The following is a 14,836-nucleotide window of genomic DNA, read 5'->3' as shown; positions in this document are numbered from 1 at the left end:
TCCGCCTCCATCAAACTGTGGCACTTGGCCGGTGCCCGGGTCCATCTAATGGCAGTGCTTATAGAAGGGCTGATTTACACGACTCGCATTAATCAACGCATATATCAAAAAGTCATCTGATTGATGAAATTTATTTCACCCTCATTTCTTATAGCGTATATTTTTTCATATTGAAATGAAAGAACAAATTTGCAATCACACTCCTTCATAAGAGCGAACATATAGCTCTTTATTTCCTCCCAACTTTCCGCAAGCCTATTGTTGGGGCAATGAAAAGCCGCACGCACCCCTGCTTTCCATGAATCACTAAAACCTTCGGCCATCACTTGATCATCAGAAATACACGTCGAAAATACAAAGTAAGCGTTTGATTTTCCCAAGTTTCCAAAAATTTCCCCATTTTCAGCAGTATAGGTTGCGCAAACATTATCCAGGGCCAGCAGAATGCAGTCGCCGCTTGCTTTTTCTTCAATTTCCAAATTCATCATTGTTGTCATTTAGTCACCTCAATTACAACCATTCCCTTGCCTTTAATAATAAATATTTTACCTAACCCCTCAACCGGACTTCGCCTTAGAGCATCTTCTAACTGACCAATTTCTAGCGGAGAATCATCCAGATTAATCACGACATTGTCCGCCTGTCTATCCACTTTGTTTTTTATCGTTAGAACAACAGAGTTTACGCTACCCGTTGTTGGGGACGCCACATCGGCATACTCACCATTTATACGTAAATCTGGATTTGGACCTTTCTTTCCTGTATTTGGCAAGTACTCTACATCGTACCCTAACTGAGCAATGACCGTTGCTGCCTCATTCTGTCTAGCGATAGATCTAACCATATCTTGATTTGCGTTCCTTGGAGGCAATTCTGGATCACCTTTCAAAGAGCCAACAGTTCTTATAGAAGCAATACCATAACCGTCCGGCCCAGGGAATGAAGCGGAGTAGTTAAATGTCTCCGTCACATCAACGGAGTTAGATTTTGGCTTCTCAGCTACGACATTAATTGTATCCAGAGTTGAAACGCCACCCTTAGGTGAGCCGCCAGAGGACTCGTATACAGTTGACCCCTTTCCGGCCCTTGTACTGGCTGGCCCCAACACCTCAACAGCTCCGAGCATGTCCGAGACAATAGCCCCCGCTTGGTTAGCCGCTGCCACCTGCTGATCACTTCCGCCAAGAATCTTGGTAACGCCAGCTCCCCATCCAAACACGGGCCCCAACAGCGCCGTTTCCAAGCGATTACGGTCTCCCAGCGACATGCCAGTCAGCCAATTGGCTTGTTGCCCTTGCCAATCCGTCTCGGTCAACAGTTGATGGTCACCACTGTAGAGTGATCCAATTCCAGCCAGGCTTTTTGAAGCAGCCTGCATGACGCCAGCCGCCAGTATCGCGTCATATTCTTGCGTGCCTGGCTTGAGATTAAGCAGCTGCGATTGCTGCTCTGGAGTCAAGGCACCGAAGTACCGGTCCTTCATCTCGCGACTCTGCGCAAGACTCACGTCATCCCACTTCTGCTCGACGTTCTCTCGGCATTCTTCGGTAGCGCACTCCCTCAATTCACGCGCCTTCTCATCACGTTGCGGATGGCTGAGATAGTTGTTAGCCACCTCGTTGCTGGCCGTCGCAGCACCCGATGTGCCGCCAGTCATCGCACCAGCCGCTGTCGATGCCAATGCCGTCAGCGCATCCGCCAGCGGACCCGTAACGCCTGCGTCCCTCAGCACCGCTGCCACTGCCGGTGCTGTCAGCGTGCCGGCAATGGCACCCGTCGCGCCATCCAGGCCGCCCGTTAGCCCTCCGACCACGGTATGCGCCAGCACCCGCAGCGTGCCATTGGCGCCCCATTGGCTTTCCAATTGCTCGGCCTGCGCCGTGAGTTGCGCCTTCTGTTCTGGATCGCTCGTCGCGTCGGCCTGCAACCGCAATGCTGCAGCCTCATCCGTCTTGTGCTGTGCGTAGTCGCCAACCGCCTTTGTCGCCTGCTGCCCGAACGTCGCGGTGATCTGCGCCTGCGCCGCAACCCGATCATGCAGTTGCTGCGCGTCCCATTGCTTGGTCAGACCATTCGCGTCATCGCCGGTGACGACATCGCGCTTCAGGGCCGCGGGCGTGTCGGCGACGCTGTTGCCCGTCTTGGCTTGCTGCCCTGATTCGTCCGTGATGACCAACGTTCCACCACTGATGCCACTGCGCGTAGTGGAAGTGGCGTCGCCACTCTCATGGCCGTAGCCGGCTGCGGTGCCGCTGCTGCCAGTCTGGAAGTTCTGCCAGGACCAGTTGCTGCCGTTGTTGGTCGTCGGGGCCGTCTGTCCGTCCGTGCCCTTAGCTTTGCCATCGCCCCCCGCACCGCCATAGCTGTAGCCACCCGACAGACTGATGCCCTTGGCGTCGTAGCTGCTGCTGTTGGCGATGTCGCTATAGGTCAGTGTCCCTGTGCTCAGGCGGTTCTTGCCTTGGTCGATCGCGTCCTGGCTGCTGGCGATCACCGCACCCTTCAGGTCGGTGTTGCCGCCCACCGTGATGTCGAAGCCGCCGTTGCCGGCCTGGATGCCGCTCTGCTCGGTGACGCTGGCATAGTCGCCGTTGACCTTGTTGCTGCTGTAGCTGGCGCTGGCGCTGAACCCCATGCCGAAGGTGACGCTGCCACCGACCGACTTGTCCTTGCTGGCGTAGGTGCTGGTGTCCTGCAGGCTCTGGATGTTGAGGTTGCCGCCGACGTCGGCGATCACCTTGTCCGCGGAGACCTGCGCGCCCTTCAGCGTGGTGTCGTTGCCGCTGATGATCGTGGCGTTGTTGCCCGCAGCCACATGGCTGTTGGTGTAGCTGACATCCTCGCCATTGGCCTTGCCATGCGCCCCGCTGGCGCTCAACGTCACGCCCGCGGCGAACCCATCAGCGCCATAGGTGATCGCAACGCCGACCGCAGCGCTGCTGCTCTTGCTGGTGCTGTGCTGTTCGGCCGTGTTCTTCGCCGCCTCGATCGTGACGTCATGATCGGCCGCCAGCAGAAGGTCGTGTCCTGCGGTGACATCGCTGCCACGTATCAGCAGATCGCTCGCGTCGCCACCGCCGGTCGCGATCAGGGTGACGTCGCCACCGGCTTGTACCTTCGAGCCCTTGGCCTGGTCTGCCGTCTGGGTGCTCTTGCTCTCGCTCTTGCTACCGCCCACCGTCACCGCGATGCTGATGTTCGCGCCTTGCGCAGCGCTTGCGGCGTCGCCGCTGGCCAGCGCGCTTCCGGTCTGGCTCAACGAACTAGCAGCGCCATAGGCGCTGTAGGCCGCAGAGCCGGCCGCTAGTGCCTGCATGCGGGCATCGCCACCGACCTTCGAGCCAGCCTTGCCCGTGTCGTAAGCGGACTGTGCCAGGCTCAGCGCTGCGGAGCTGAGCGTGATCGACAGGCCGCCTTGGCTGAACTTGCTGCGCTGTTCGGCATCGGTGGTGTCGTGGACTTCGGTGATGGCGATGTCCTTGGCCTTCACCGTGATGTCGCCGGCAGTCGCCAGGACATCGCTACCCGTCTGCGCGTAGCGATTGCCTGCGACCAGCGTGACGTCGCCCTCAACGCTCCCGATCATGCTGCCAAGATGCGTGACGTCGGTGGTGTCGGCATTGTTCTGGATCTTCTGCGTGCCGAAGGTCACGCCGATACCGCCGCTACCGAACATGCCGGACTTCTTGGTCTTCTTCTCGTGCTCTTCGCTGTGCTCGTTCTGCGCGGTCTCCAGGGTCAGGTCGTTGCCTGCGGCAATCACCACATCGTTCGTCGCTGCAACCTGCGCGCCTTGCGACAACAGGTCGTGGCCGGCGGCGATCTGCACGCTGTCGCCGCTGAGCGTGGTGACCACCGCCGTGCTGTCGTGCCACTCGTCATGCGTGGTCGTGGTCTTGCTGGACAGGAAGCCCTTTTTCTTCTTCTGCATGTCCTGTTCGGCGTCGTGCTGCTCCTGGGCGGCGAGCAGGTTGACGTCGTTGCCGGCGGCCACGCTCACTGCACCGGCGTCGGTGTAGACCTTGGCCGCGGTGAGGTTCACGTCGTGGCCGGCCTGCAGGGCGATGTCGCTGCCGGCCGTGAACTCGGTACCGTGCACGGTCTCGTCGGTGGTGCTGGTGGTCTGCTTGAAGCGCTTGCGCGTTTCCAGCGTGTCGCTGCTGTCCACCGTGGTCAGCGTGGTGCTGTTGATGTCGTTGCCGGCGACCACCGCCAGGCCCTTGCCTGCGTCGAGCTTGGCCGCCACCAGGTTGACGTCGTTGCCGGCGCTGAGGATCAGGTTGCCGCCGGCCGCCAGTGCCTGCTGGTCGAGGTCCTGGGTGGTGGTGGTCGTGGTGACCTTGGTCTTGCCCTGGCGGGTGTGGTCGGTGGTGGTGGTGCTCTCGCCCAGCACCGAGGTCACGTTGAGGTCGTGACCGGCCGCAGCGATCAAGTCGCCACCGGCCTTCACTTCCGCCTGGCGGATGGTGATGTCGTTGCCGGCCGCCAGTTGCAGGCTGCCGTCGGTGACGATGCTGGTGCGCACCGTGGCCTTGCCGCTGGCATCGGTGACCGGCGTCAGCGACAGGTCGTGGCCCGCCTGCAGCGTGGCGTCGCCGCCGGCGGTGATGGCTACGCCGTGCAGTTGCAGGTCGTTGCCGGCGAGCAGCGACAGGTCCCGACCCACCGTCAGGCTGGTGGCGTCGCCGCCGCGAGTGAGCCCGCTCTCGTTGCGCAACGCGGTGGGCTGCAGCACCAGGTCGTTGCCCGCCTGCAGCGCGGCGCTGCCGCCGGCCCGCACGGCGGTGCCGGTGAGGGTCAGATCGTGGCCGGCGTTCATCAGCAGGTTGTTGTCGGCGCTGATGCCGGAGCGGAGGTCGCCCCCGGCCACCGCATCACGGGTGGTGCTGAGCAAATCGTTACCGGCGCTCAGCAGCACGTCACGCCCGGCGATCTGGCCACCGAGATTGAGCAGGTCCTGCTTCGCCTGCAATGCCACCGTGCCGGTGCCGGCGATGCGGCCCTGGTTGAGCAGGGTGCCGGCGGTGGCGCTGACGTTGACGCCACTGATCGTGCCGCTGTTGCTCAGGCCAGCAGTGGCGTTGAGCGAGACGTTGCCGTTGTCGCTGGCGAGCAGGGCGCCGTCGCTGCGCAGGGTCAGCGCGGTGCTGGACGACAGGTACACCACCGGCACCAGCACCTTCTGGCCCTGGTACTCCTGTTCGACCATCCACACGATGTCGTGGGTCAGCGCGGCGACCTGTTCGGCAGTCAGCGCGACGCCGACATCCAGGTGCAGCGCGCCGGCCTCGGCCACGGCGCCGTCCAGCAGGGCGCGGTACTGCGCCACGCCGTCGTCGTAGTTGCCCAGGTAGCGGCGGCCGGTGAGCTGGGTGATCTGGTCCAGCACCAGGCGCTGTTCGTAGAAGCCGTCGCCCAGGCGGGTCTGGGTCCACTGCGGGTCCACGCCGAGCTTGTCGAGCAGGTAATCGCTGCTGATGAAGTTGTCGTAGTTGACGAAGCGCGGATCGGTCTCGATCAGGTAGCGGCGGCCGGGGCCGGCACTGCGGTTGGCGTTGACGCCACCCAGGCCGTTGGCGGCGCGACCGAGCGCGTTGACGCTGGCGCCGTTGGCGCCGACCAGGCGGTACAGACCGCCGATGGGCAGGGTGATGTTGCCGAGCGGGGCGCCTATGCCGCCGACCACTTGCGGCACGCTGCCGGTGCCTGGGTCGATCTGCTGGCGCTGGCCGGCGACGTTGCCGCCGGTCAACACGGCCTGTGCGCCGCCGGCCTGGATCTGGCTGCGGGTGGCATCGCCGCTGCCGGCGAGCGCTGCCTGTACGCCTTGCGCCTGAACATCGACCGCGGATGTCTCGACACTTTTCACCAGCGAGCCCTGGCCGTCGGCGATGCGGATCGGGCCGATGCTGGCGCTGACGATGCGGTTGCTGACCGTTGCACCGCCTGCGGCCGTGCCGGTCTGCGCCTGCACGGCTTTATTGCCGACGCCGCTGGCGCTCTGCGTGCTGCGGCGGTTCAGTGCCGTACCCTGCGTAGCGTTGAACGCCGCGCCGCCGATGCTGCGGCCATCGCTGCCGACGGCCCCGTTGCTGATGGTGGCGCCGTTGATCGACACGCCTTGGCCGCCGGTCATGTTGGCGGCCAGGGCGATGTAGCTGGAATCTACCGTGGTACTGGAGAGAACATTGGTCTCATTGTCATACCCGCATATCGGCTTCTTGCGTGCGTTCGGACCTGAGACAGTGATGGCGGCGCAGTCATCGACGTAAGCGATGACTTTGTGTTCAACATCGCGCTGGATCACTTTCTGATTCAACGCCAACGCTTGGTTCGATACAACCTCGCTGTTGGTGATGATTGCATCAGAAAGCCCGGCAACGCCCCGTTGATTGATCCACAATCCGCCTGCTGCCGCGATTGTCGATGCATTGTTGGTCACGCTCCCGGACAGGGCTATGTTGCCACCTGCGGCAATACGGCCCTCGGCACTGGCGGCAATCAGGCTCTCGCGTTCTTCGACCGAATATTCACGATAGACACCTGGGCTTTCGCCTTTGTATGGGACGCGAATGTAGTAGGACACGTTTGGATAGGTGATGCCTCGACTCTCTATCAATTCGCTTGGCATCGACGCATTCGCCGCGGCCTTCTCTGCATCCGATAGTGGCCCTGTCTTGGTGCTCAGCACCCGCCGCTGGTTATTGAGCTGATTGGCCGCAATCAGGATGCTGCCATCGGCCTCGATGCTGCCGGACAGGTTGTTGACCACGCCGGTGCGCGAGGTGAGCGTGCCACCGCCGTCGCGCGCGCCGCCGATGGCGATGTTGCCGAGGCTGAAGATATTGGCGTCGCGGTTGAGCAGTTGGTCGCGGACCAGCAGGGTCATGCCGTTGGTAGCGCCGATCAGCGCCGAGCCGTAGGCGGCGTTGTCGGTGGCGCTGCCCAGGTCGGCGCCGTTGACCAGGGTGCCGGTGTCCACCAGTACGTTGCCGCCGACCAGGCTGCCGGTGTTGGTGACGCTGCCGGCCGTGAGCTGCAGATTGTTGCTGGCGGAAATGTCGCCGGCGTTGTCGATGGTCCCGCCGGCATTCAACTGGATGGTGCCCGCCTGCATCGTCGCGCCGGCGCCGTTGCTGATGTTGTTGGCGGTCACGCTCAGGCTGCGCCCGGCCTTGAGCGCGGAGGCGTTGGTCATGTTGCCGCCAACACTGAGGCGGAAATCGCCGTTGCTGGTGATGTCGGCGCCAGCAGTGTGGGTGTAGTCGCTGCGCACGGTCAGGTCGAGCAGGTTCTGCGCGAGGATGTTGCCGCTGCCGTCGAAGCCAACCGTGTCGATGACCACGTCGCCGGCACCGCCGGCCGTGCTGCCGGCGCCGATGCGACCGCCGCTGTTGCTCAGGCTCTGCAGGTTCAGGCGCACCGCCTGCTCGGCCTTGATGGTGCCGCTGCGGTTGTCGAGCGTGGCGCCGGAGCGCTGCAACAGGAAGCTGTTGCCGGCGTAGACGTTGCCGCGCTGGTTGTCGAAACTGTTGGTGTTGGCGACCAGGTCGCCGCCAGCCACCAGTTGGCCGTCGCTGTTGACCACGCTGGCGGCGTTGAGCACGACGCTGCCGCGTCCGCCCAGGCTGCCGCCGGCATTGCGCAGTTCGCCGCCGGTGGTGAGCTGGGTCAGGCCGCCGCCGTTGTTGGCGATGCTGCCCTGGCTGTTGTCGATGCGGCCGCCGGAGACGGTCATGGCATTGCCGCTGTCGAGCTGGCCGCCGCTGTTGAGCAGTGCGCCGGTGACCGCGACAGTGAGATCGCGACCGCCGCCGATGCGGCCGCCCTGGTGGTTGTCGAGCTGGCCGCGCGCGGTCAGCGCCAGGTCGCGTCCGGCCTGCACGGTGCCGGCGCTGTTGCTGAGGTTCTCGGCGCCGATGGTGGCGTCGTTGCTGGCGCCTAGCAGGCCACCGTCGTTGTTCAAGGTGTGGGCGATGTCGGCACGCAGGTCGCCGCCGGCGCCGCCGCTGGCGACCGCCTGCAGCGTGCCGCTGCGGTTGTCGAGGCTGTCGGCGCGGACGGTCAGGGTGCCGCCGGCGGCCTGCAGCACGCCGCTGCGGTTGTCGAGCGCGCCGCCGAGCTGGGTGTTCACCCCGCGTGCCGACACGCTGCCGCCGACATTGCTCAGGTTGGCCGCGGTCAACGTGGCATCGCCGGCGGCGGCGATCGCGCCGTTCTGGTTGTCGATGCCGGCAGTGGCGCCGAGTTGCAGCTGGCCCTGGGTCAGGAGGCGGCCGCCGGCATTGGCGACGGCGCCGCCGATGCTCAGCGCAGCGGTGCCGGTGCCGGCGTGTTCGATGCGCCCCTGCGCATTGTTCAGCGACGCGGCGCTGAGGTTGAGATCCTGCCCGTTCGTGGCCAGCTTGCCGTTGCCGTTGTCGAACGCGCCGGTGATGGCGATGCGGGTCTGCCCGCCGCCGCTCTGCACCAGGGTGCCGCCGGTGTTGCGCAACGACGCTGCGCCCAGATCCAGGCGCGCGGCCTGCATCTGCCCGCCGACGCCGTTGAGCGTGCCGTTGTCGAGGCTGCCGCCGGCGCGCACGGTCAGCAGGCCGCCGGCGAGCAGATCGGCGCCGCGATGATCGAGGCCGTTGCTCGCGGTCAGGCTGGTATCGCCGCCGACCCGGGCGGTGCTGCCGGCCAGGTTGAGTTGGGTGGCCTGCGCGGTGAGGTTGCCGGCGGCGATCAGCTTGCCGCTGGCGCTCAGGGTGCGGTCCGCATGCAGATCCAGCGCGCCGCTGCTGCCGAGGCTGCCGTCGCTGCGCACGCCGGCCGCAGCGACGCCGCCGATGGCGATGTCGCCGCCGCGCAGACTCAGGTTGCCGCTGGACAGGGTCTGCCCGGCGTTGTCGATGCGCTGCGCCTGCAAGGCGACGTCGCTGCCGTTGACGGTGCCGCGCTGGAGCAGCGCGGCGTCGCTGGTCAGGGTGAGCTGGTTGGCCGACAGCGTGCCGGCCACGGTCAGGTCGCCGTGCGACTGCAGTTGCAGCGTGCTCGCGGCGCTGAGCGCGCCGCTCTGCGACAGTGCGCCGCCGGCTTGGGCGCTGAATGCGCCGGCCGCGGCCAGCGTGCCGCCCAGCGCGAGATCGCCATGGCTGACCAGCGCGACATCGCCGCTTTCGCTGCCGAGCTGGCCGCTGCTGGCGACGCTGGCCGCTTCCACGCGCAGCGCGCTGCCGGCGATCAGGTCGCCGCGGTTGTCGACGGCGCCGCTGGCGGTCAGGCCCAGGCGCTGCAGGCCGTAGCTCTGCCCGGTCTGCTGCAGCGAGCCGACGTCCAGTTGCAGGCGCTGGCGCGCGCGCAGCGCACCGGCGTTGGTCAGCGCGCCGCTCACGGTCAGCGTCGCATCGCCCTGCGCGGCGAGCAGGCTGTTGGCGGCGGTGTCGACGCTGGCCGCGGTCAGCGTCAGGTCGGTGCCGGCCACGACCTGGGCGGCGTTGCTGAGCGCACCGCCTGCGCTCAGGTTCAAGGTGGTCGCCGACTGGGCGATGCCGGCGAGCGCGAGATCGCCGCTGCTGGTCAGCGCCAGCGTGGTGCCGGCATCCAGCGTGCCCTGGCTGTCGATGCGTGCGCCGGTCAGCGCGAGCGCGCCGGCACTGTGCAGCACGGCCTGGCTGCCGGTGCTCAATGCGGCGCCCGCGCCCAGCGACGCGGCCTGGCCGGCGTTGGCTTGGCCGTCCACGCGCAGGTCACGCTGCGCCTGGATCTGTAGCGACTGCATGGCCGTGATCTGGCCGGTCATGGCGATATCGCGCCCGGCGTGCAGGTCCAGCACTTGCGCGCTGAGCGTGCCCGACTGCAGCAGATCGCCTTGCGCCTGCGCCTTCAGCTGCGTCGCCGCGGCGACGGTGCCGCCCAGACGCAGGTCGCCCTGGCTGGTCAGCGCGACCTGGCCGGTCTCGCTGCCGAGCTGGCCGCTGCTGGCGATGCTGGCCGCGTCCACCTGCAGATCATGTTTGGCGATCAGTTCGCCCTGGTTGTCCACCGCGCCGTTGGCGCGCAACGTCAGGCGATCGCCCGCGTAGGCCTGGCCGCTGTGTTGCAGCGCGCCCACTTCCAGAGTCATGGCCTGGCCGGCTTGCAGGCTGCCGGCGTTGCTGACCGTACCAGGCGTGGCGAGTTGCAGCGCGCCCTGCGCGGCCAGCGTGCCGCTGGCGGCGTTGTCGATGCTCTGCGCGGCGACGTTCAGGTCGCGGCCGGCCACGATCTGGCCGGCATTGCTCAGCGCTGCACCGGCATCGAGCGCGATGTCGCGCCTGGCCTGTGCCACGCCGGCGATCGCCAGCGCGCCGTCGCTGCGCAAGGTCAGGTCGGTGCCGGCATCGAGCGTGCCGCGGCTGTCGATGGCGCCGCCTTGCAGGGTCACGGCCGCCGCGCCTTGCAGCACCGCGGCCGTACCGGTGGCGATGCTGGCGCCGCGCAGGCGCAGATCGCCGTCGGCCAATGCCTGGCCATCGACGCGCAGCGCACGCTGTGCCTGCAGCTCCAGCGCGGCAGCGGTCTGTGCGCCACCGGCGACGCTCAGGTCGCGGCCGGCGGCGAGCGTGGCCGACTGCGCCTTGAGCGCGCCATCCACCTGCAGATCGCCCAGCGCGCTGGCGCTCAGCGCCTGCGCGGCGATGACGCTGCCGCCCAGTTGCATGTCGCCCTGGCTGGCCAGCGACACGTTTCCGGTCTCGCTGCCGAGCTGGCCGCTGCTGCTGAGGCTGCCGGCATCGATGCGCAGGTCGCCACCAGCGATCAGCGTGCCGCGGTTGTCCAGCGCGCCGGCGCTGTGCAGATCCAGCGACTGGCCCGCGTACAGCTCGCCGCTGTGCTGGAAGCTGCCGGCCTGCAACAGAAGGGAGGTCTGCCCGCGCAGGCGGCCGGCGTTGTCGAAAAGGCCGGCGACGCGCAGGTCGAGCGTGCCCGCCGCGGCCAGCGTGCCGGTGGCGCGGTTGACCGCACTGGCAGCGCTCAGCTGCAGATCGCGACCGGCGACGACCTGGGCGCTGTTGTCCAGCGCAGCGCCGGCGTCCAGCACGACATCGCCACCGCCTTGGGCGATGCCGGCCAGGGTCAGCTGGCCCTGGCTGCGCAGGCGCAGATCGGTGCCGGCATCGAGTGCGCCGCGGCTGTCGATCGTCGCGCCGTCGAGCGTGATCGCCGCGGCGCTCTGCAACACGGCGTTGCCGCCGGTGGCGATGCTCGCCGCGCTCAATTGGGCAGCGCCGCCGGCCACGGCCTGGCCATCCAGGCGCAACGCGCGCTGCGCCTGCACTTGCAGGTCCGCTGCGCTTTGCAGCGAACCGGCGACGCCCAGGTCACGCCCGGCGCTCAACTGCAGCGACTGCGCCTTGGTGATGCCGCGCTGTTGCAGATCGCCCACGGCCTGCACGCGCAGCGCGGTCGCCGCGATCTGACTGCCGTCGAGCTGTACGTCGCCACGGCTATCGACCAGCAGCTGTCCATCCTGGCTGCCGAGCTGGCCGCTGCTGGCGACGCTGCCGGCCGCCACGTGCACATCGCGCTTGGCGATCAGGTCGCCGCGGTTGTCGAGGGCGCCATCGACCTGCACGGTCAGCGTGTCGCCGGCGTAGGCGCGGCCGCTCTGCTGCAGGCTGCCTGCGCTCAGGCTCAGCGCCTGCCCGGCCCGCAGCGTGCCGGCGTTGTCGAGTGCGCCCTGTACGTTGGCGTCGAGCACCGCCTGCGCCGAGAGTTCGCCCTGCGCCCGGTTGGTCGCAGTGGCCGCGCTCAAGTTCAGATCGCGCCCGGCGAAGACGCGGGCCTGGTTGTCCAACGCCTGATCCGCCTGCAGCGCGACATCGCGCCCGCCCTGGGCGATGCCCGACAGAGAGAGGGCGCCGCTGCTGCGCAGGCTCAGATCGGTGCCGGCATCCAGCGCGCCGCGGCTGTCGATCATGCCGGCGTCCACCTGCAGCGCCGTGACGGTCTGCGCCACCGCGTCCTGGCCGAGCGCGATGCTGGCGCCGCGCATGCCCAGATCGCCGCCGGCGACGGCCTGGCCGTCCATGTTCAACGCGCGCTGCGCCTGCAGTTGCAGCGTCGTCGCGCTGCGCAGGGCGCCGGCCAGGGTCAGATCGCGGCCGGCCTGCAACTGCGCCGATTGCGCCTGCAGACTGCCGCGCTGTTGCAAGTCGCCGAACGCAGCGGCGCGCAACGCACCGGCCGCGACCACGACGCCGTCCAGGTTGAGATCGCCGCGGCTGTCGAGCGCGAGCTCGCCGCGCTGGCTGCCGAGCTGGCCATTGCTGGCGATGCTGCCGGCGGCGATGCGCACGTCGCCACCGCCGACCAGATCGCCGCGGTTGTCCACCGCATCGGCCGCAGCGAGGTCGAGGCTTGCGCCGCCATAGGCCTTGCCGGTCTCGGCCTGGGCGAAGCTGCCGGCGCTCAGGCGCAGGGCGCCATCGGCATGCAGGCTGCCGGCGTTGCGCAGCGCGGCGACGCTGGCGATGGCGGCATCGCCGCTCGCCGACAATGCCGCGCCGCTGGCGTTGTCCAGGCTGCCGGCGGCCACCGCCAGGTTGCCGCCGGCGATCACCTGCGCCTGGTTCTGCAGCGTTGCGGCGCTGTCCAGCGCGACGTCGCCGCGCGCCTGCAGCGTGCCGGCCAGGCGCATGGCGTTGGCGCTGCGCAGGGACAGCGTGGCGCCCGCATCGAGCACGCCGGACTGGTCGATGTCCGCGCCCTGCAGCCGCAGCGCGCCGCCGGACTGGATCTGTCCGGCCTGCAGCAGCGTGCCTTGCGCACGCAAATCGGCGTCGCCGCCCGCGGCGATCGTGGCGGAACTGCGCAGCTGCCCGTCGGCGCTCAGTTGCAGTGCGCCGTCGGTCTTCAGCGTACCGTCCAGCAGCGCGTCGCCGCCGGCCTGCAGCTGTGCGCTGGCCGCGCTGAGCGTGCCGGACTGGTGCAGGTCGCCCGCGGCCTGCGCCGTCAGCGCCCCCCTCGCCGCCACGGCGCCGTCGAGCGCGAGATCGCCGCGGCTGTACAGGCTGGTGGTGCCGCGCTGGCTGCCGAGTTCGCCGCTGCTGGCGATCTGCGCCGCGTCCACGCGCAGCGCGTCGCCGGCGACCAGGCTGCCGCCGCTGCGGGTGGCGCCGCTGCTGGCGATGTCCGCGTTGCGGCCGGCATAGCTGCTGCCGTCGTTGGCGAAGGCCGCCGCGTCGATCCGCAGATCGCGCCCGGCGTACACGGTGCCGGCATTGTCCAGCGTGCCGGCGGTCGCCAGGGCAACGTCGCCGCTGGCGGACAGCACGCCGTTGGCGCTGTTGCCGATCGCCGCCGCAGCGATGTCCACGCGGCCGCCGGCGCTGAGCTGGCCGGCGTTGTCGAGGCGGCCGCCGGCCTGCAGCGCGGCATCCTGCCAGGACTGGACCAACCCGGACAGACGCGTGTCGCCGTCGCTGCGCAAGTCCAGGCCAGTGCCCGCATCGAGCGTTCCTGCGGCATCGATCCGCGCCGCCTGCACGCTCATCGCGCCACCGCTCTGCAAGGTCCCGGCGCTCTGCAGCCAGCTGCCGCCGGCATGCAACGCCAGCGCGGCGCCGGCGTAGGCGACACCGCTGTTGCGCAGGTTGCCGCTCGCGTCCAGGCTCAACGCGCCGCTGCTGTACAGCGTGCCGCCGGCATCGAGTTCGGAGCCGAACAGGCTGATCGCGCCGGCACTGCTGCGCCCGCTGTGGTCGAAGCTGCCGCTGGCGCGCGCGTCGAGCAGGCCGCTGGCGACGGTGTCGCCGCTCAGGCTCAGCTGCGCGGCGCGCAGGCGCACGCCGGCCTGCTGCGAGCCGAGCGTGCCCTGTTGGGTCAACGCGCCTGCGGCATGCAGGTCCACGTCGTCGCGGGCAACCGTGGTGCCGCTGAGACTGAGCTGGCCGGCGCTGTCGATCTGCAGGCTGCCGCTCTGCGCGGCCAGGGTGCCGCGGCTGACCACGCCGACGCCGGCTTCGGTGGCGATCAGGCGGATGCGGTCGGCGTACATGCCGCCGAGGTAGGCCACGTCGATGCCGATCGACGGCACCGCGCCATCGCTGGCCGGCAGCAGCTCCAGCAGCATGCCGTCGTAGCCGATGCGCTGCGTGCCGGTGCTGGCGAGCAGGTCCTTGGCCCACACCGCGCCGTCCACGCTGAGCTGCCGCGACAGCAGATCCAGGCGATCGACGTTGTACGCGTCCAGGCCGTTGCTGCCGATGCTGAGCACGCCGCCGGTGATGCCGAAACCGTTCAACGCACCGTCGCTGCCGAGCTGCGGCGTGCCGGTGGCCAGGGTGACCCGCGCGGCGTTGAGGAAGCCGCAGCCGTCGCAGCTGATGCCGTTCGGGTTGGCGATCACCAGTTGCGCCCTGGCCCCGGCGATTTCGGTATAGCCCTGCAGGCGGCTGGCGCTGGAGGTGACTTCGTTGAGGATCAGCGTGGCCGCGCCGCTGTTCTTCAGGTTGTCGTTGCCGGCGATATAGCCGCCGAGTTCGGTCTTGGAAATGTTGCCGCTGTTGTTGAGGATCAGGCCGTTGGCGCCGACATCGAAGCGCGAATAGCGGTTGTGCGAGACGCCGCGCGCGTTCGGGGCGACGATGTCGACCACCGGCACGCCGTTGGCCGCCGCCTGCTGGCCCGGCTGTTGCCCGCCTGGATTGGCGACCGGCACGACCTGCGCGTAGAGGGGGAGCGAGGTCCAGGTGACGGTGCAGCACAACAGCATCGCCACGCCGCGCTTGAAGCGGTCGGCCATCGTGGTGCGCATCCCAGCGGAATCCTTGTCCATCGCCATTTCTCTCTCGTCGCGCCATGGGCGCTC

The 14,836-nt window shown here is 67.7% G+C and carries 2 protein-coding genes; both read right to left on the bottom strand.

Going from position 1 to position 14,836, the window contains the following annotated elements; genetic code table 11:
• Positions 1–104 precede the first annotated feature (104 nt).
• On the bottom strand, positions 105–485 hold the full coding sequence (locus NRY95_00960) for a hypothetical protein (protein UYC16585.1): 381 nt from the start codon (positions 483–485) through the stop codon (positions 105–107).
• A gap of 8 nt (positions 486–493) precedes the next feature.
• Positions 494–14,782: a hemagglutinin repeat-containing protein gene (locus NRY95_00955; GenBank protein ID UYC16584.1), complete on the bottom strand. Its 14,289-nt coding sequence runs from the start codon at positions 14,780–14,782 to the stop codon at positions 494–496.
• Positions 14,783–14,836 lie beyond the last annotated feature (54 nt).

Origin of the sequence: Xanthomonas campestris pv. phormiicola, assembly GCA_025666215.1 — a bacterium.
Taxonomy (GTDB): Bacteria; Pseudomonadota; Gammaproteobacteria; order Xanthomonadales; family Xanthomonadaceae; genus Xanthomonas_A; species Xanthomonas_A campestris_A.
The sequence above is the reverse complement of the archived record's forward strand: the minus strand, read 5'-3'. Positions and strand labels throughout refer to the sequence as shown.